The organism is Aeromonas veronii bv. veronii, from assembly GCF_000820225.1.
Taxonomy (GTDB): domain Bacteria; phylum Pseudomonadota; class Gammaproteobacteria; order Enterobacterales; family Aeromonadaceae; genus Aeromonas; species Aeromonas veronii.
In genome coordinates this window covers 88091-106557 of sequence record NZ_CDDK01000031.1, presented here as the reverse complement: position 1 = coordinate 106557, position 18467 = coordinate 88091, and the positions used below count along the sequence as shown (strand labels likewise).

The window sequence follows — 18467 nt, the reverse complement described above, 5'->3', positions numbered from 1 at the left end:
TGGTCTCGGCGTAACCCCAAAAAAGAAGCTCCGGTCACATGGCGCGCATGTGCCGGAGCAAAGAAGAGTTCGGGATTATTCGTTAGGGCTGGCTTTGCCGGCTTTTTTGCGGGCGTAGAGGTGACTGTCGGCCGCCTCGTAGAGGCTCGGCACATCGACCCCGGATTGCCAGCTGGCGGCGCCAAGGCTGCATCCGACCGAGAAGGTGCTGAGCTCCTTATTGGTCATCAACATATGCTGCAGTCGCAGCCAGACCGGGCGCCACGCCTCGGGTTCGGCCGGTTGCAGCAGCAGGGCAAATTCATCTCCTCCAAGCCGGAAGGCTTGATCCGTGCTGCGGATACACCCCTTGAGCAGCTGGGCGAAGCGGCTCAGCACCAGATCCCCCACCGGATGGCCCCAGGTGTCATTGATCTGCTTGAAGCGATCGAGATCCAGCAGCACCAGCACCAGACCGTGGGGCTCGCGGCTGTGCTGTTCGATGGCGCGACCGATGGCCTCGTCAAAGTAGGAGCGGTTGCCAAGGCCGGTCAGGTGATCGAGCCGGACCAGCTGATCCAGTTTTTCCAGCCGCAGATAGAGGGGCAGCAGCAGGCAGAGCAGCTGATGGTATTGCATCAGTACCCGTTGCTGGCTGCCGCTCAGCGGATGTTCCAGCTCGTAGTGGAGCTGGCCGAGCAGCTGGCCATGTTGACCGCGCAGTTCGAACGGATAGTTGTGCAGGTTGAGGGTGGCCAGCGGCGGGTGCTGGATCAGCACATGGGGCTGGCCACAATCGAGGTAGAGACCGTGGATCCTGACAATTCTTGCCGCACGATCGGCAAAAGTTGTCAGCAGACCGCCGAGATCGCTCTGCCCCAACAACTGCTCGAGCAACTGGTTGCGTTCAACGCTGGGCAACGGCGTGAGCCGCTCCATCTGGCGAACCCACTGCTCGATGCCATGGCTAAAGCCATTAAGTGACGACGTATTTTCCATGGTCTTCCACCTGTAACACCTGACTACTGTCTCCTCCCTGCAATTGGCATGCCCAATATATCTTTCCTGCCCGCCAGATCGGCTGACTAAGCTTAAGTCGATAAAAGGAGAGGAAAATTTGTACACCGACCTGTTGATCCTGCTGTTCGCCGCCGTTCTGCTGGTGGCAACTTTCCGGCGCCTCGGCTTGCCGGTCATCCTCGCCTACCTGATTGCCGGCGTCTTGCTCGGCCCCCACGGGCTGGCGGTGATCACCGGCCAGTCGATCATGCAGACTATTGCCGAGCTGGGGATCGTCTTTCTGATGTTCTCGCTGGGGCTGGAGTTCTCCCTGCCGAAATTGCTGGCGATGCGCCGGTTGGTGCTGGGGGTCGGGATGTTGCAGGTGCTGCTCACGTCACTGCTCTTTTTCGCCATCGGCTGGTGGTGGGGGCTGGGTCTGGCCCAGTCGCTGGTGGTGGCGGGGACGCTTGCTCTGTCGTCGACGGCGGTGGTGATCAAGCAGCTTGGCGAGCAGAAGCAGCTCCATACCCGCCGCGCCCAGCTGGGGGTGAGCGTGCTGCTGTTTCAGGATCTGGCGGTGGTGCCCCTGCTGGTGATGATCCCGATCCTCGCCCAGCCGGAAGTGCAGGGGAGTGCGCTGGCCGCCGAGATCGCCTGGGCCACCCTCAAGGGGCTGTTTGCTCTCTTCACTCTGCTGGCGGTGGGCAAGTGGTTGCTGCCGCTGCTGTTTCACGAGGTGGCGCGAGCCCGCTCCGACGAGTTGTTCGTGCTGAGTGCCCTGCTGGTGGCACTGCTGGCTGCCTACATGACCCATTCACTCGGGTTGTCGATGGCGCTGGGGGCATTTCTGGCGGGGATGATGCTGGGGGAGTCCCACTACCGTCATCAGCTTGAGGTAGACATCAAGCCCTTTCGCGACGTGCTGATGGGGCTCTTCTTTATCACCATCGGCATGGCCATGGAGTGGGAGCTGGTGGCGCGGGCTTGGTGGCAGGTGCTGATCTGCGTGGTGCTGCTGGTGCTGTGCAAATCCCTGCTGGTGCTGCTGGCCGGGCGGCTGATGGGGGAGCGCAAGCGTGACAGCATGGCCGCCGGCATCATGCTCAGTCAGGTGGGGGAGTTCGGCTTCGTGCTGCTGGCGCTGGCGCTCCACCACGGCTTGCTGGATCAACAACTGGTCTCCCTGCTGATCGGCATCGGCATCATCTCCATCGCCATGACCCCCTGGCTGGTGACTCAGGCCCATTCGCTGGCTCGCAGCCTCACCGACCCGGCGCTGCTGACCCGCTCCGAAGTCGCCCAGTCGGGCCTGAGCAAAAACCAGCATGTCATCATCGCCGGGTTTGGCCGGGCCGGGCAGACCTGTGCCCGCTTTCTCAAGATCGAGGAGATCCCCTTTCTGGCCCTCGATCTTGACCCGGAGCGGGTGAGCGAGGCCAAGCTGGCGGGGGAGCAGGTGGCCTTCGGCGATGCCAGCCGCCGCGATATTCTGCTGGCCGCCGGGTTGTTGCGGGCGCGGCTGGTGATCATCACCTTTGATGATCGCAAGCGGGTGGAGGCGATGCTGGCACTGATCCGCGAACTGGCGGGGGATCTCAAGGTGCTGGTGCGTACCCGGGATGACAGTTTTCTGGAGCAGTACAAGCAGGCGGGGGCGTTTGAGGTGATCCCCGAATCCCAGGAGGGTGCCCTGATGCTGGTCTCCCACCTGCTGCTCAACTGCGATATCCCCATCGGTCGGGTGATCCGCCGGATGGAGCTGGAGCGCAGCAGTCAGTATCGCTTCCTGCACGGCTTCTACTGGGGGGATCAGAGTGCCAGCAATCTGGAGGCAGATCAGTTGCTTGAACGCCTCCATCCCCTGTTGCTGCACGACCAGGCGTGGGCGGTGGGCCATGAAGTGCGCGAGCTGCCGCTTGATGAGGTGCGGATCAAGGAGGTGCAGCGCGGCGATCAGAGTCTGGAGCCCAGACCCGAGCTGGTGCTGGCGGCCGGTGACCGGCTGATCCTGTTTGGTACCGTGGTGGCGATGGAACAGGCTGAGCAGCGTTTGCTGGAGGGGCACTGAAGCTCCTCGCTCTCATCGACCACGCTCCTGTTTACTCCCGCTCTTTTGGCTGCCCCTCGATATCGAGGAAGGTGGCGACCCGCTCCCGCTCCCGGAGAGTATCCCGATAGCCCAGCTTGATCAGCTGCTGGCAGTAACCCGGATAGAACATCAGAAAGCTGGCCAGACTGCTGGTCTCATCCCCCTTCACTCCCAACACTCGCAACAGGCGGCGCAACTGCAGCGGCAGTTTGCGCAGATAGGCCAGCGCCATGGCGTCGAGGTCTTCGCTTGGTTTGAGCACGCAGGTCTCCACCCGTTTCAGTTTGAGACGGCTGCGCTCCCGCTCCGGGATCAGATCCAGAGTCTGGTTGATGCGCCATAGCCGCTCCAGATCGGAGTTGAGAGTGTCGGTAAAGACCGTATCGAGCAGATGGCTGGCGATATTGGAGCTGGTGAGATGGCCGTGGTGATGGGTCGGCGCCGAGTGCGCTGGCGGATCCAGGGTGATCAGCAGGATCCGCTCCGCCCCCAGATGGATGGCGGGGCTGAGCGGGCTCAGCTGGTGGATGGAGCCGTCGCCGTAGAACTTCTCGCCGATCCGGGTGGCCGGAAAGACGAAGGGCAACGCCGAGGAGGCGAGCAGGTGCTCCGATGTAAGCACGGTACGTACCCCGCGCCGTCTGGCTCGCTCCCACGGGTGGTGGTCGGCCCGTCCCTGAAAGAAGGTGGTGGAGAGGCCGTCATCGTAATCCGATGCCGTGATGGCCAGCGCCTCCAGACTGCCGTAGAGGATGTTGTCATCGATGCGGTGATAGTCGATGAGCTGATCCAGCAGGCGGTGCAGTGGCGCGTTGTCAAAGAGGTGAAAGGCGTGGTTGGTGTGGGGGTTGATCAGCCCTGCCGACCCTTCGTACATCAACCGCCACAGCAGGCGCCCGGGGTGAAAATCGAAGATGTGGTGGGTCTCGAAGCGGCGCCAGACCCACTCCAGCTTGCGCACCCCCAGATGGAAGCAGGAGGCGTAGCAGGCCAGCGCGGTGACATTGATGGCCCCCGCCGAGGTGCCACAGAGGATGGGAAAAGGGATGCCGAGATTGCGCGGGTAGAGCTCCGCAATCGCCTTGAGGGCGCCGACCTGATAGGCGGCGCGAGCACCGCCACCGGTGAGCAACAACGCTGTATTGGGTCTGGCCATATGCTGGCGCCTTATCGTGTTCTGACAAGAATGTTCCCACTGACAAGTTAACTATAAGGCGCTGTATCAAATATAAAAACGGGCGCTCGCCCGTTTTTTTCATGGCCCCGTGTCAAAGGGCGCGGTGAGGATTTTCCGGCCGCGCCAGCTGATCGAAGGCGGCGAATACCGGGGCGCTGGCGAGGATGCGACCGTGGCCCAGACCCCGGGTGCTCACCAGCCGGGTATGACCATCCTGACTGGCCCGCAAGGAATCGCCGTGGGGGGCAAATCTGTCCTCCTCGTCGTGCACTATCATCGCCGCGCCGCTGCGACTGGCGAGGCGTCCCAGCGGATCGACCGTGCTCAAGGGGTGCTGGTACTCCTGCTCAATCTCCTTGACCACCGCATCGAACAACCGGATGGAGTAGCCGGAGCGCGCCACCATGCCGTAGAGCTGGGGCACATAGTCGAGCACCGGCGAAATCAACAGCAGCGGCAGGGTATCGATACCCGCCTGACGGCTGGAGAGGGTGACGGCGCCTCCCATGCTGTGAGCGATGACCCCGTGCAGCGGGCCTACTTCGCTAGCCAGCTTGGTCGCCAGCTCGTCGAAGGCGCGCACGAAACGGGGTAGGTGGCCAGTATTGCCTGTGCTCTGGCCGTGGGCCGGATGATCGTAGGCAATGGCGGTGAAACCCTGCGCGGCGATATGGCTCATCAGCGGATAGAACTGGCTGGCGCTGCCGGACCAGCCGTGCATCAGCAGCCACAGCGGCCCCTGACCGAGCCGATAGCTCATCAATACCCCTTCGCTGGTATGGACGGCCTGCTTCACCAGACCGGCAGGTTCGTGGTCATCCCGCTGGTTGCGCTGGGGGGTGAGCAGCAACTTGCTGGCGGTGCGCTTGGCATGGGTGGGGGCGAGTCTGTGGTGCAACCGGGTACCGATCCCCAGCAGCCATTTGCTCGGGCTGAAGCGGCGGGTGTTGAAGTAGATCTTGCTGCTCATGGTCATCCTGTGGTTTTTGTGTGCGAACGGTCGTGCTTTTTTGTTGGTTTTTAAAAATTAGTGTTGAACGGATGCCAAAACATCAGCGCCAGCTGCTCAGCAGAGCGTCCACCTCGGGCCAGAAGTGGCGGGCCGGATCCTGACACAGTTCGAGATCGTTGAACACCTGATCCGCCAGATAGAGGCCATAGAGGCGATAAACGGCGCGCCAGGGATCCATCTCGCGTCGCCACTCGCCTGCGGCCTGACCCTGCACCACCTGACGGGCCAGATAGTCGAGCCAGAAGCGCACCAGTTGCCGGGCGGCTTGCTGCACCTGGCTCTTTTGCTCATGGCCATCCTGCACCGAGGTCCAGGCGTCGAGGAACATGCAGCGTCCGGCGAAGCAGTGGTTCCAAGCCTGCCAGGCACGCAGCAGGGCGATCAGCTTGTCGTGCTGGCTCTGGTGCTCCTGCTGGCGTACCGGCTGGATCACCCGCAGCCGGAACACCTCGGCGGCGTACTCCAGCACGGCTATCTGCAGATTGTCTCGGGATTGAAAGTGGGCAAACAGGCCGCTTTTCGACATCTCGCAGGCGCTGGCCAGCGAGCCGATGGTAAGGCTCTCCAGCCCTTGCTGGCTCGCCTGCTCGAAGGCAGTCTGCAAAATGTTTTCCCGGGTCAGGCGCCCCTTGCTCATCACTATCTCCTCGTTGGCGCTGGCAGCATAAAGTACGATCGTGCTAATTGTCGAGCAACAAATAGCCAGCATGGCTGGCTATGTCGTCTCCCGCGTGTCACTGAGCGCGGGGGTCAGTTCTCCTTGATATCGAGCTGTTGCAGGGCGATGACCGCCTGAGTGCGGTTTTTGACGCCCAGTTTTCTGAAGATGGCGGTGATATGGGCCTTGATGGTGGCCTCTGAGACGTTGAGCTCCCAGGCGATCTGTTTGTTCAGGCTGCCATCGCGCAGCATTATCAGCACCTTGTACTGCTGGGGGGTGAGGCTGGCCAGCTTGCTGGCGAAATCGGGGCCATCTTCCGATTCAGGATGGAGCGAGATGCCTTCCGGCACCCAGTTATCCCCCCCGATCACCGTATTGAGGGCGTTGACCAGCTCCTTCATCGGTACCGATTTGGGAATAAAGCCGAGCGCCCCAAGCCGCAACACCTGTTGGATGATGGCCGCATCTTCCGAGGCGGAGACCACCACGATGGGCAGGTCGGGATACTGGCCGCGCAGGTGGGCCAGCCCCTCGAAGCCGTTGGCCCCCGGCATCTTGAGATCGAGCAGCAACAGGTCAACTTCGGGGTGTTCGCCGAGCAGGCTGGTCAGGCTGTCGATGGAGTCCGCTTCCAGCAATTGAGCGTCGTCGATGGCCATGTGCACCGCTTGGTAAAGGGCGCCCCGAAACAGGGGGTGGTCATCTGCGATGACGATGGTAAATTGGCTGTCCATATTTCGGTTAATGGCTCACATTGTTGCTAACTGATTGTTTTGAAAAATCAAACTAGCATCGCTCACCAAGAGGGTCAAACCCGCCGGTGCGCAAATGTGAAGCGACCATCGGATGTTTTGCCATCAGGGCAGCTCGGCCGGTCGCAGGCAACTCATGCAGGAGGCAACAGATGGGATCCTTGGTATTGGCGGTGGGCACCGGCTCCACCTGGGCGATGCGAGCGGCACTGGTGCTCGCCATGAGCGGGCTGACGTGGCAGGAGCAGGTGTTCGATCTGGAGGATGCCAAGTCGCTGGCCCGGCTCAAGCGGCTGGCACCGGCCGGTCTGGTGCCCTGGCTCGAACACGATGGCGTGCGGGTTCACGACTCGCTGGCCATCGCTGAATATGTTCACGAGCTCTGTCCCGACCGCCAGCTCTATCCGGTTTCGCTGGCCGAGCGGGCACTGGCTCGCAGCCTCTGCGCCGAGTTGCACGCGGGATTTCGGCAGATCCGTTCTCTGCTCCCCTTCTTTCTTGGGGCGCCAACCCGTATCGATCCCCCGGTGGAGGCGGTCGGTGAGCTGGCTCGTTTGCAGGAGATCTGGTCGCAGGCGCGGGGCCCCTTCTACTTTGGCGAGGCGGGCCTTGTCGATGCCTTCTATGCGGTGATGGCCTATCGGCTGGCCAGCTACGGCATCCTGTTGCCCGGTCAGGCCGGAGCCTATCAGCAGGCGCTGCTGGCCTGGCCCCTGTGGCAAGAGATGTTGGTCAAAGCGCGCCTGCAGTGGCCGGTGGCAGCGCGCCAGTCACTGTGAGCCTTGGCAGATAGATAAACGAAAGAGGGGAGCCAGTGGCTCCCCTCTCTGCTGCTGGTCAATGTGGCTTAAGGGTTACTTCTGCCGACCGGCAAAGACCACCACCACCTTGTCATCCCCCTTCTCCCGCACGAAGGCGTAGGGGGCATCCGAGAGTTTCTGGTGACTGCCTGCCGCAATGGCCGGATGGGCGGCGCGGAACTGACCCAGTTGCTGCCAGTGCTTGACCAGCTCGGCCTTGTCTCCGCTGGCCAGCTCCTGCCAGTTCATATCCGAGCGCAGCGCCTGATCGAACACCCCGCCATCCTTGGCCAGCCCGCGGCCGGACTCGTCGCCGTAGTAGAGCTGGATACCGCCCGGCAGCAGCATAAAGCTGTTGGCGACCCGGCGCTGTAGCGGCACATCCTGATAGTCGCCAAAGAACAGCTTGGTGTCGTGGGAGCTGATATAGCTCAGCACGTTGAACTCGGGATCCTGATTGATGCGGCGGGCGTAGCTGGCATAGGTGGGCTCGGCGCTGGCCATGCACTGGGCCTGGGGCAGGGCGAACTCGCGCTGATAGTCGAAGTTGATCAGCGAATCGAAACCGTTCTGATACCAGAAATCCTTGGCGACCCCGTGATCCCACACCTCGCCCACCATGTAGAAGGGGAGCTCGTCGAGGGCTTTGTCCGGGTTGGCAACCTTCCACTCCTTGAGCGCAGTGCTGCCCGCCTGTTTGAGCTTGGCCCACACCTCGGGCTCCAGATGTTTGACGGTGTCGGCCCGAAAACCGTCGATGCCAAAGCGGCGCACCCAGTCGGTGTGCCAGGCGATGAGATAGTCATTCACGGTGGCGTTGGGCAGCGCCTTGGCGAGGGTGTCTTTTTTCGCGGCCAGCAACGGCGGCAGCCCTACCGGTTTGGTCGATTCGGTCAGAAAGTCCGGCAGCCCCGCCACCGAGCCAGTGACATCGTCGGTGCCGGGCTGCGGGTAGCCGGGCAGACCGGCGCGCACCCAGTCACCGCTCCACCACTTGTTCCACGCGGGTGATTGATAGTCGATGAACTGGTTGTAGCCATGCCAGTTGAGGCCACCGCTCGGGCGCCACTGGTTCCAGACGGTCGGCAGTTTGCCGCTGTTCTGGGTCTGTTCGGTGAGCCCCAGATCTTGCAGATCGGCGAGGGTGGCATAACCGGCGTGGTTCATCACCACGTCGAGGATGATCCGCATGCCGCGCTTGTGGGCCTCGTCCACCAGGGTTTTCAGACTCTCTTCATCGCCGTAGTTGGGGTCAATCTTGGTGAAGTCGAGCGCCCAGTAGCCGTGGTAGGCGTAGAAGGGGAAATTGCCCTGCTCGCCGCCACCAATGAAGCCGTGAACCTGCTCCACCATGGGGGTGATCCAGATGGCGTTCATGCCGAGGCTCTTGATGTAGTCGAGCTTCTCGGTCAGCCCCTTGAAGTCACCGCCATGCCAGGTGGCTACCTCATCCTGACCATCCTTCTGGCGGCCGAAGCTCTGGTCGTTGGCGGGGTCGCCGTTGTGGAAGCGGTCGGTCAGCAGGAAATAGACGCTCGCCTGATCCCAGCTGAACGGTGCTGGTTTGGCTGCCTTGACCGGCTCGAGCAGCAGCAGGCCGCCGCTCTCTTTGCTCGGGGTCAGGGTCAGTTTGCCCTGTTTGACCACCGCCTCCTGTTTCGAGTAGGCATCCCGCAGTCGGGTGCCGTCGGGCCAGACCCCTTTCAGGGATACCGTGACCGGGCCGCCATCCCAGCTGATGCAGGGCTCTTCCGGGGGCTGGCGCTTGAACTCGCTCTTCTTGGTCGCCCGCAGCACCTTGAGGCTGGGAGTATCCGGGTTGAAGGTGAACTGATACTCCCCGGCCAGCATCACCCGAAGGGTAAAGCTCTGATCCTTGCTGCATTTGTCCATGGGCTGGGCGGTGCCGAAGGGGAGTGGCTTGCTCTCGCTCGGGCCAAAGCTGGTACCGCAACTGTTGTCTGCGTCGCTGATGCGGATCTGGTGGCTCCCCTTGGCAAGAGGGTGAGTCAGCTCCACAGTGCCCTTGTCCAGCGCGATCGGAGTCGCCACCGGTTGACCATCCACATAGAGGTGAACCTCGGGGGCAGCCATCGCCTGTTGGGTGAACAGAGGGGTGGCCAGCAGGGCGAGCCAGAGAGGGGATAAGTAATAAGCACGACGCATAAGCCATTCCTTGAGCAGGGCAGTTCGGACAAGGGCCCATTCTAGGAGCAGCAAAGCGCGCCTTGGATCGGCAAAATGCCGATTTGTGACATCAGTTCAAATGGTTACGTTTTCAAGCCGAGGAAAGTGTGACGGAGAGGAGAGGGACGCTCTGTCGATAAAAATAGCGGCCATAAAAAATGCCGGTCAGGTGACCGGCATTTGGTGTATCAGGCATTGTCGTCACATCAGACGGTGAAGAACTTGAAGTTGACGAAGGCCACCGCGATGAAGGAAGCCACCATGCCGCTGATGCAGAGCACAGCAGGGCGGATGGCGGGCCAGCGATGGGTCAGCAGAATGATGGCCAGCAGGGTCGGGTAGAGCCCGAACATATAGCGTGGCATGGCGTTGAGGCCGGTCATCAGCGGGATGGTGCAGCAGATGAACATCAGGGTCGCTTCAGCCCAGCGTTTCTGGCTGAACAGGTAGCCGTTCAGGCACCAGCCGAAGATCACCATGATGGAGAGGTAAGCCTTGCGGCCGCCCAGCTCGAAACCGCTCAGCCACCAGTCCAGCGGGCTGTCCATGTAGCGACCCCAGGCCACCTGAATGTGCTTGAAGGCGAAAGCATCGCCGGTCAGGTGATAGAGGTAGACCATGTAGGCAAACAGGCCAAAAGGGATCATCCAGAGGGTGAACACCACCTTGAAGGCGCGCTCGGTAAAGCGGAAAAATTCCCGCCAGCCGTAGGCTTGCAGCGCCAGGATCAGCACCGGGAAGACCATCATCACCCCCAGGTTGCGGGTGGCGGAGATACAGACCCCCAGCACGGCCACCATCAGCCACTGCTCCCGATAGGCGAACAGGAACATCCCCAGCATCAGCGCCATAAAGGTCGACTCGGTATAACCGGAGACGAAGTAGGCGGAGAAGGGGGAGAAGGCGAGCAGCCAGACGCCGAAGCGGGCGGTATCGTCCCCCAGCTTGAGCTGACGCAACACCAGCAGCATCAGCGGCAGGCTGGCGAAGAAGGAGATATTGGTAACAATGATGAGGCCGATCAGGCTCTCGACATTGAACAGGTTGGAGATGGCACCAGAGACAATCGGGTAGAGCGGCATGAAGGCCCAGTTGGCCGCATTGCCCTTGCTCAGCCAGCGCGGGTAGAGGTCGTAGCCGTTTTCGATGATGCGCTGGAACCAGACGCAGTCGAACTGACAATAGGCCTGCAGCGGGCCGATGTCGGGGGAGCCATAGAGCTGGACACCGAAGTAACCCATGCCATACAGCGCCACCCGGCTCAGCATGAAGGCGGCGATGATCATCAGCCAGTCACGGCCGCTGATGCGCAGTGAGGGGCGATAGGGGAGTGCAGTCCCGGTGAGCGGGGCAGTATTGGTCATATCATTCATCAGGCAAAAACCCAGACGCGAGAGAGAACGTAAGTGAGGACGGTAACGGTCAGGGTGGCGATGACCACCGGCAGCAGACCGGAGAGTCCCGCAAACAGCAGGCCGCTCAGGATCAGGTTACGCACCGCCAGCGAGAAGAGGGCAACCAGCAGAAACTTGCTGGCGGCTCCCTGCTTCTGGAAGGTGATGTAGCGGTGACCAAAGAAGGAGAACCAGAACGCGATGGCAAAAGCCAGCGTGGTAACCAGGTGCTCCGAGATGGTGGGCCAGGTATGAAACAGTGCGATGGAGGTGCCAAGGTCGACGAGGGTAGCCCCCCCGCCGACAAAACCGAAACGTACCAGCCGCCAGAATTCCTCGCGGGAGATCATTGAGGCGCTTGCTCCTGCTGCTCTTGCGGGTTGCCGTCAGCGCTCTGCGGTTTGGCCGCATCCTGCTTGGCATACTGGCCATAGACCCCTTCAATGAGGTAGACCGGGCGCTGTTTCACTTCCACGAACATGCGGCCGATGTACTCGCCGATGATGCCGAGCGACAGCAGCTGGATACCGCCGAGGAACAGCACTACGGACATCAGGGAGGCGTAACCGGGTACGTCGATGCCGAAGAAGATCACCTGGGTGATGATTTTCAGGATATAGAGGAAGGCCACCAGCGAGACGCTGACACCCACATAGCTCCAGACCCGCAGCGGCCAGCTGGAGAAGCTGAGCAGACCGTCGAGGGCGAAGTTCCACAGTTTCCAGTAGTTGAACTTGGTTTCACCGGCGTGACGGGCCGGGCGCTCGTAGGGGACGCCAACGGCACGGAAACCGGCCCAGGCAAACAGACCCTTCATAAAGCGGTTGCGCTCCGGCAGCAGCTTGATCGCCTCGACCACGCGACGGTCGATCAGGCGGAAGTCACCGGCGTTCTCCGGCAGCTTGGTGCTGGTGGAGAGGGCGTTGAAGAAGCGGTAGAAGCCACCGGCAGTCAGGCGCTTCATCGGGGTATCGGCACTGCGATCGACGCGGATGCCGTAGACGGTGTCATAGTCACCGGTCTGCCACAGTTTGACGAACTCCAGGATCAGGGCGGGCGGGTCTTGCAGATCCACGTCCATCGGCACGATGGCATCCCCTTTGGCCTGATGCAGACCGGCGGTCAGGGCGGCTTCTTTACCGAAGTTGCGTGCTAGGTTGACCAGGGTCACGCGCGGATCGCGGGCGATGGCCTGCTCGACCACTTCACGGGTGCGGTCACGGCTGCCATCGTTGACGAATACAATTTCAAGCTGGTCTTTCAGCGGGGCCAGTTCGTTGTCTATCGCGTTGATGAAGGCATCGATGCTCTCTTCCTCGTTGTAAACGGGAACGACCAGAGAGAGTCGAAAATCTGGATGCGACATAAGAACGTCCTTATTTGGGATAGTTGTTTTTATAAAATGGTATTCGGGGCAAGGATCACTGGGCTACGGTCAAACGTACCGACTGCACATTGATGGGAGTTGGTGCCGAGAGCGCCAGAAAATTGGGGCGCTTGGGATCTGCCGTGAGTGAGTCGCCGGGCAGACTGAGGCGGATTTCGTTGATGCCCGCTTTGGCCAGTTTCACCGTGGTGGTGAAGTCGTGACCCAGCGCCACTTTCAACAGGGCACCGGCTTCCGGGCTATTGATGCGGGCCTGTACGGTAAGCTGATCCGGATTGGCCGCCTGCTTGGGCAGCACAAAGTAGAGACCGCCCTGACCGCTGAGCAGGGTACCTTCATCGCTCGGCTTCTTGGCCCAGCCTTCGCTGGAGAGGAAGCGGCTCGGCTTGGTCAGATTGAGCTCGTTACCTGGCTGATAGGTCATGCTGGAGTTGTGTTCCCAGAAGCGGGTCTTGCCTTCCAGATAATAGAGTTTGTAGGCCAGGCTCACGTTGGGGTGAGCAGCCAGATAGAGGGTGTAAAGATAAAAACCGCTTAACGCCAGAATGGCAGTCAAAAAACCGAACTTTTTGTACGTCATATCACTCTCTATGCCTGACAGAATGGGTAGGCCGATGTCGCGCATATGCTAATCCAATTGCAAAAAAAGCATAGTGGATCACAAAAAAATATTTGGTCACATATTAACCCCTTTTTGCCCCTGTTCCAAACGTTGCTGTTTCCCGGTTAAACAGGTCTGGCGGGGCACAGGTTGCCAGTGGCGCTCCGGCGGAGCATTTGGCAAATAGACGTGCTTTGCTGCGTCATTTTCTAGCGGATGCGATAGTCATCTGGCCTCTATCGCCATTTTGCAGAGGGCGATTTATGATGACTCACTTATTCGTCAAGGATGACATATGAAGTGGATCTCTTGCTGTCTGTTGCTTGGATTATGGGCGCCAATGGCATTGGCCAAGGCCCTGTGTCCCGAGCCTATTCAGGTCGGTTACGATAACTGGCCCCCCTACCATTATTACGAAGCCGATTCACCGCAAGAGGTGCGCGGTTATGCCGCCGAGGTGCTGACGGCTGTGCTCACTTCCATGCACTGCAAGGTCAACTATGTGGAGCTGCCCTGGAAGCGGGTACTGCACGAAATGGAGCATGGCGAGATAGACATGGCGATGGAGGCGAATATCAATGATGAGCGCGCCCGTTATGCCTGGTTTTCCGACTCCTACAACCCGGGGCGCACCTTGCTGTGGATCCGCAAGGGCAGCCACTATCCCGAACAGGATCTGACGAGCTGGCTGGCCAGTGGTTACTCCCTCGGTGTTACCAAAGAGTACTTCTATGGTGAGGAAGTGATGTCGCTGCTCGCTCGCTATGCCAAACAGGTGAGTGCGGTGAGCGACCAGCAAAATTATGAGAAGCTGGCCCGCGGGCGGATCGACGGTTTTCTCGGTGACATGCTGGCTACCCCCAGCGCCCTTAACAAGGAGGGGATGAGCGGTCTGTTCACCAGCCACCCCATGGTGGTATCTGAATCGCCGAGCTTCTTTATGTTGGGCAAGCGCAGCTTTTCGCCGCAGTTCTTGCAACAATTTAATCAGGCGTTGGCGCGGTTCAAGGAGACCGATGCGTATGACATTATCTGGCAGCGTTATGCCCCCGGGCGCTAGCAAAGTATTGGCCGTTCACGCATCATGAGCGGCCTGAGCATCGGGTCTGCTTGTCAGGCCCGACAGAGTGAACAAACCGTTTTGAGGTACCCATGGGGATGAAGTATTGGCTGGCCCTTGCCAATCTGGTGTGGCTGGGATGTTTGCCCGCTGGCGCGGTACATGCGACCGAAGCACAAGTCGTGGTGGCGGCCAGTGAAACCGGACACGACTGGTATCAGGGCAGTCAGGCCGAACAGGCCCGTGTCGAGCTGGAGCAGCAGTTGCAAGAGGCTGTGCTAGCCCAGCTGCACCCCGATTTTTTCACGCTGTGGAAGCGTCTGCAGGCCGCCCCTGCAGACAAGCGTGGTGCCATCTATGACGACATTTTTACCAAGCTCAGTCGTTTCCAGCACGCCTGGCGGGGGATGGATCTGGTCTCGCGCGAGCAGATGAAGACCCTCAAACTCGATTTGAACCGCCCTGTGGTGACCCAGCCCAGCGATGATGACCTGCTCACCCAGGTGAAATCCCTGCGCCCCCAGGTGGCGGAATACGAGGCGGTGCGGGCTAAAGTGCACAAACTGCTGGCAATGCCGATGGCCAGCAAGTGGCCAACCCTCGATATGCCGACCCTGCGTGCCGGAGAGAGCTCAGCCGAGCTTGGCCAAATCCGCGCCATGCTCAACGAGCTGGGCGACAGCGCCCCGAGCCATGGTGATCAGATTTACGATGGTGATACCGAGCAGGCCATCAAGCAGTTCCAGCGTCGTCACGGTCTCACCGCGGACGGCATCATCGGCCGTCAGACCCGCTCCTGGCTCAATACCGGCCCGCAAGTGCGCGCCAGCCTGCTGCTGCGTAACCTGTGGCGTCGCGATCTGGTGGATCAACTCGCCGGTGGCCGCTACGTGCTGGTCAATATTCCCGACTACCGTCTGAGCGTGGTGGAGTCCGGCAACGAGGTGTTTACCAGCCGGGTCATCGTCGGCAAGGAGCAGCGGGCCACCCCCATTCTGGCCAGCGAAATTCGCTCCATCGTGCTCAATCCCTCCTGGCATGTGCCGCGCTCCATCCTGAGCAAGGACATCCTGCCCAAGCTGGGTCGCGATCCCGCCTATCTGAGTCGCGAGCAGTTCGAGGTGATCGACAGCGAGGGCAATCCGGTCCAGTTCACCGAAGAGGGGTGGCATCAGGCGCTGGCCGCCGGTTTCCCCTATCGCCTGCGGCAAAAGCCGGGGGATCACAATGCCCTGGGGCGCTACAAGTTCTACCTGCCCAACAATGACGCCATCTATCTGCACTCCACCCCGCGCAAGGCGCTGTTCGAACAGGGGGCGCGCGCCTTCAGTTCGGGTTGCATCCGGGTGGAGCATGCTGACGATCTGGCCGAGCTGTTGTTGGCGGACTCCCGCTATCAGCCGGACAAGGTGGCCAATATCCTCAAGGAGAGCCAGACCAAATGGTTGCCGCTTACCACGCCGATCCCGGTCTTTACCGTCTACTGGAGCAGCTGGATCGACGAAAATGGTCGCCAGCAACTGCGCAACGACATCTACGGATTTGATCGGGTCAGCTTCCAGAGCCGCCTGCTGTGATCCCTGCCACAGAGTGAAAAGCCCGGCCTGTGCCGGGCTTTTCTATGGGCGATTGTGGTTTGACAGTTCCCCCTGCCGGAGGGTAGTTTCAAGCGCCTGTATCACATTCAGTCAGTGATCTTATTCAACTATTTTCGCTTGAATCTGCGATGGACGAACCCCTTATGCTGGAACAAGAGATAAGTCGACGTCGCCTGTTGCTGGGAGCCGGTTGCCTGCTGGGCAGCTCGCTGATCTCCTTCCCTGCACTGGCCAGCCGCAGTACCACCGGGCGTGAACTCAGTTTCTTCAATCTCAATACCGGCGAGCGGGTGCGCGCCAGCTATTGGGAAAATGGCCACTATCTGAGCGACGGGTTGGCCGAGCTCAACCACATCTTCCGTGATTACCGGCGCAATGAAGTGTTCAACATCGACAAGAAGCTTTTTGATCAACTGTTTCTGTTGCAGCACAAGCTGGGTCGGCGCAGCGAAATCCAGCTGATCTCCGGCTATCGCGCCCCGGCGACCAATCGTCAGAAGCGCCACAAGAGCCGCGGCGTGGCCAAGCACAGCTACCACACCCTGGGGCAGGCGGTGGATGTGCGGATCCCCGGCGTACAGCTAGCCCATCTGCGCAAGGCGGCGCTCCAGCTCAAGGTGGGTGGGGTTGGTTACTATCCCCGTGACAACTTCGTTCACCTCGATACTGGCCCGGTGCGCAGCTGGTAAAGGGGTTGGCAAGCTGCCAAGCTCTTTCCACCAGAGAGGAGATAGCGATGAAAAAGATAGTGATTGGCGGCCTGATCGCCCTGTTGTTGACCGGTTGCAGCAAGCTCAACCGTGAAAATTACGACCAGTTGAAGATGGGGATGAGTTACGCCGAGGCCAGCACCATTCTGGGCAAGGCGGAGCGCTGTGACGATGCGCTGGGCACCACCAGCTGCCTCTGGGGTGGGGAAGGGAAGAACATCAAGATCCGCTTTATCGCCGACAAGGCGACCTTCTTCAGCTCGGAAGGGATTAACTGAGTCGCAGACCGTCCATGAAAAAAGCGCCGCTCGGGCGCTTTTTTGTTGCTCGCAATCCAACCCGCCTCGCCAGAAGCTGGCGTACTCAGTGGGTCGCGTACTGGTAGTTGAAGGTGGGGAGTCCCCACTTGAAACGTACCGCCAGCAGCCGCAGTACAAAGCCGATCCCGATGGAACCGAACGCGGCCCAGTTGGTCGGCAAGCCCTGATCCAGCGCCAGACAGTAGAGGGCTGCGGTGATCAGCGAAATGGCTGCATAGAGCTCGCGACGAAATACCAGTGGAATCCGCTGGCAGAGCAGATCCCTCAGCACACCGCCAAAGACCCCGGTCACCACCGCCATGATGCAGGCAATACCGGCGCCGTGGCCCATATCCAGCGCCCGGGCCGCACCGAAGATGGAGAAGACCACCAGTCCCAGGGCATCAAGGGCCATGAACAGCTTGCCGAGATAGCGCATCAGGGGGGCGGAGACCACACCCGCCATCGCGGCTGCGGCAACCAGCAGCACATATTCCGGATGTTCAATCCAGAGCAGCGGATAGTGGCCGAGCAGCACATCGCGGATGGTGCCACCACCGATGGCCGTCGCCGAGGCGATGATCACCACACCAAACAGATCCATCCGTCGCCGACCCGCGGCCAGCGCGCCGGTCATCCCTTCGGCCACCAGGCCCACCAAGAAGAGTGCATGTAACATGAGATATCCCAGGGAACGAGAAAGGCCAGAATCCTACCAACTCGTGTCATATGGGACAAGCTATCGAATGCATGCATTAATTTAATTCATGCTAAATACGAAAAAGGCACCGTTTCGGGTGCCTTTTTCTAATCAATGTTCAAGGGTTAGCGCCCCAACTGCTCCTGCCGGTAGTGATCGACCCACATAGCGGTGGCGCCACAGATGGCAACCGGCATCACGAAGAGGTTTACCACCGGAATGGCGGAGAATAGGGTCACCAAAGCGCCGAAGCTGAGGCACTTGCCGCGGCGCTGCTTCAAGGCGTCGCGCATGGTGATGAAGTCGATCTTGTGGTTGTCGAACGGATAATCCACATACTGGATCGCCATCATCCAGGCGCTGAACAGGAACCAGAGCACCGGCGCCAGGGTCTGGCCCACCACAGGGATCAGAAACAGGATCAGGCAGCCGATGGCCTTGGGCAGGTAATACTTCAGCTTGGTCCATTCGCGGCCGAAGGTGCGTGGCACATCCTTGACGATATCCAGCATGCCGCTGTCATTGGCGGGCTGGCCGGTGAGGATCTGCTCCACCTTCTCCGCCAGCAGGCCGTTGAAGGGGGCGGCTACCCAGTTGGCAACCGAGCTGAAGATAAAGGAGAAGACCACCAGTATGGTGATGAGGGCGATGGGCCACAGCAGGTAGTCCAGCCAGTCGAGCCAGGCGGGGATCTGCTGGTGGAGCCAGGCGAACAGGCCGTCCAGTTGCAGCAGCAGGGCATAGAAGGCCCCGGCAAACAGCACGAAGTTGACCAGCAGGGGGATCAGCACAAAGGTGCGGATGCCCGGTTGGCGAATGAGGGAAAAACCGCGCAGAAAATAATCTGCACCGCTGATTGAATCTTTGACCATATGGGGTGATTGGCTCATGTGAGCTCCATCTATGCATGGGAGAACTGCCAGCATATTACAAACAAGCCTTTGATTTGGTAAAGTCGCCGACTATTCCTTATTTCGTGCCGCGGCGACCAAAAATCGGGCATGAATGGGGATGATGCCTGCATATTACAAACAAAGCCGGGTCTGGATTTGGTAAAGT

Annotated in this window: 18 protein-coding genes; 6 read left to right on the top strand and 12 right to left on the bottom strand. The window is 60.3% G+C overall.

The window, feature by feature from the left end:
* Window positions 1–75 precede the first annotated feature (75 nt).
* A complete protein-coding gene (locus BN1139_RS13120; RefSeq protein ID WP_005347848.1) occupies window positions 76–978 on the bottom strand; it encodes a GGDEF domain-containing protein in 903 nt (300 codons plus the stop codon).
* A gap of 118 nt (window positions 979–1096) precedes the next feature.
* Here BN1139_RS13120 and BN1139_RS13115 point away from each other — a divergent pair, with 118 nt between their 5' ends.
* Window positions 1097–3049, top strand: a complete 1953-nt coding sequence (locus tag BN1139_RS13115) for a monovalent cation:proton antiporter family protein (RefSeq protein ID WP_005349838.1) — start codon at window positions 1097–1099, stop codon at window positions 3047–3049.
* 31 nt (window positions 3050–3080) lie between these two features.
* Here the strand turns inward: BN1139_RS13115 and BN1139_RS13110 are convergent, their stop codons facing one another.
* The 4 genes from BN1139_RS13110 to BN1139_RS13095 form a co-directional block, all read right to left on the bottom strand.
* On the bottom strand, window positions 3081–4226 hold the full coding sequence (locus tag BN1139_RS13110) for a patatin-like phospholipase family protein (protein WP_005349839.1): 1146 nt from the start codon (window positions 4224–4226) through the stop codon (window positions 3081–3083).
* Window positions 4227–4338: 112 nt separating this feature from the next.
* Window positions 4339–5217 (bottom strand): alpha/beta hydrolase, encoded by an 879-nt coding sequence (locus tag BN1139_RS13105; protein WP_005349840.1) that lies wholly within the window; start codon window positions 5215–5217, stop codon window positions 4339–4341.
* Between the two features lie 82 nt (window positions 5218–5299).
* Complete coding sequence (locus BN1139_RS13100) at window positions 5300–5896, bottom strand: TetR/AcrR family transcriptional regulator (RefSeq protein WP_005349841.1); 597 nt, start codon at window positions 5894–5896, stop codon at window positions 5300–5302.
* A gap of 113 nt (window positions 5897–6009) precedes the next feature.
* The gene (locus tag BN1139_RS13095) at window positions 6010–6654 is read right to left on the bottom strand and encodes a response regulator (protein WP_005349842.1); all 645 of its coding nucleotides are present in this window, start codon (window positions 6652–6654) and stop codon (window positions 6010–6012) included.
* A gap of 170 nt (window positions 6655–6824) precedes the next feature.
* Here BN1139_RS13095 and BN1139_RS13090 point away from each other — a divergent pair, with 170 nt between their 5' ends.
* Entirely contained in the window at window positions 6825–7451 is a 627-nt protein-coding gene (locus tag BN1139_RS13090) for a glutathione S-transferase (protein ID WP_005349844.1), read from the top strand.
* Between the two features lie 75 nt (window positions 7452–7526).
* Here BN1139_RS13090 and BN1139_RS13085 read toward each other — a convergent pair whose 3' ends face one another.
* From BN1139_RS13085 to BN1139_RS13065, 5 genes are all read right to left on the bottom strand, one after another.
* Window positions 7527–9638 (bottom strand): alpha-amylase, encoded by a 2112-nt coding sequence (locus tag BN1139_RS13085; protein WP_005349845.1) that lies wholly within the window; start codon window positions 9636–9638, stop codon window positions 7527–7529.
* Between the two features lie 227 nt (window positions 9639–9865).
* Window positions 9866–11032 (bottom strand): hypothetical protein, encoded by a 1167-nt coding sequence (locus BN1139_RS13080; RefSeq protein WP_005349846.1) that lies wholly within the window; start codon window positions 11030–11032, stop codon window positions 9866–9868.
* Window positions 11032–11403: a GtrA family protein gene (locus BN1139_RS13075; protein WP_005338463.1), complete on the bottom strand. Its 372-nt coding sequence runs from the start codon at window positions 11401–11403 to the stop codon at window positions 11032–11034. The genes BN1139_RS13080 and BN1139_RS13075 overlap by 1 nt, the downstream gene beginning before the upstream one ends.
* On the bottom strand, window positions 11400–12419 hold the full coding sequence (locus BN1139_RS13070; RefSeq protein ID WP_005349847.1) for a glycosyltransferase family 2 protein: 1020 nt from the start codon (window positions 12417–12419) through the stop codon (window positions 11400–11402). The genes BN1139_RS13075 and BN1139_RS13070 overlap by 4 nt, the downstream gene beginning before the upstream one ends.
* A 55-nt stretch (window positions 12420–12474) precedes the next feature.
* The gene (locus tag BN1139_RS13065; RefSeq protein ID WP_041202288.1) at window positions 12475–13020 is read right to left on the bottom strand and encodes a hypothetical protein; all 546 of its coding nucleotides are present in this window, start codon (window positions 13018–13020) and stop codon (window positions 12475–12477) included.
* Window positions 13021–13336: 316 nt separating this feature from the next.
* Here BN1139_RS13065 and BN1139_RS13060 point away from each other — a divergent pair, with 316 nt between their 5' ends.
* From BN1139_RS13060 to BN1139_RS13045, 4 genes are all read left to right on the top strand, one after another.
* The gene (locus BN1139_RS13060; protein ID WP_005349848.1) at window positions 13337–14101 is read left to right on the top strand and encodes a substrate-binding periplasmic protein; all 765 of its coding nucleotides are present in this window, start codon (window positions 13337–13339) and stop codon (window positions 14099–14101) included.
* A 92-nt stretch (window positions 14102–14193) separates the two neighbouring features.
* Complete coding sequence (locus BN1139_RS13055) at window positions 14194–15678, top strand: L,D-transpeptidase family protein (RefSeq protein ID WP_005349849.1); 1485 nt, start codon at window positions 14194–14196, stop codon at window positions 15676–15678.
* A gap of 164 nt (window positions 15679–15842) precedes the next feature.
* The gene (gene mepK, locus BN1139_RS13050) at window positions 15843–16388 is read left to right on the top strand and encodes a peptidoglycan L,D-endopeptidase MepK (protein ID WP_005338458.1); all 546 of its coding nucleotides are present in this window, start codon (window positions 15843–15845) and stop codon (window positions 16386–16388) included.
* Between the two features lie 47 nt (window positions 16389–16435).
* Window positions 16436–16687 (top strand): lipoprotein, encoded by a 252-nt coding sequence (locus tag BN1139_RS13045; protein ID WP_005338457.1) that lies wholly within the window; start codon window positions 16436–16438, stop codon window positions 16685–16687.
* Window positions 16688–16772: 85 nt separating this feature from the next.
* Here BN1139_RS13045 and BN1139_RS13040 read toward each other — a convergent pair whose 3' ends face one another.
* Window positions 16773–17387 (bottom strand): trimeric intracellular cation channel family protein, encoded by a 615-nt coding sequence (locus tag BN1139_RS13040; protein WP_005338456.1) that lies wholly within the window; start codon window positions 17385–17387, stop codon window positions 16773–16775.
* 146 nt (window positions 17388–17533) lie between these two features.
* Complete coding sequence (gene cysZ, locus BN1139_RS13035) at window positions 17534–18298, bottom strand: sulfate transporter CysZ (RefSeq protein WP_005338455.1); 765 nt, start codon at window positions 18296–18298, stop codon at window positions 17534–17536.
* Between the last annotated feature and the right edge of the window lie 169 nt (window positions 18299–18467).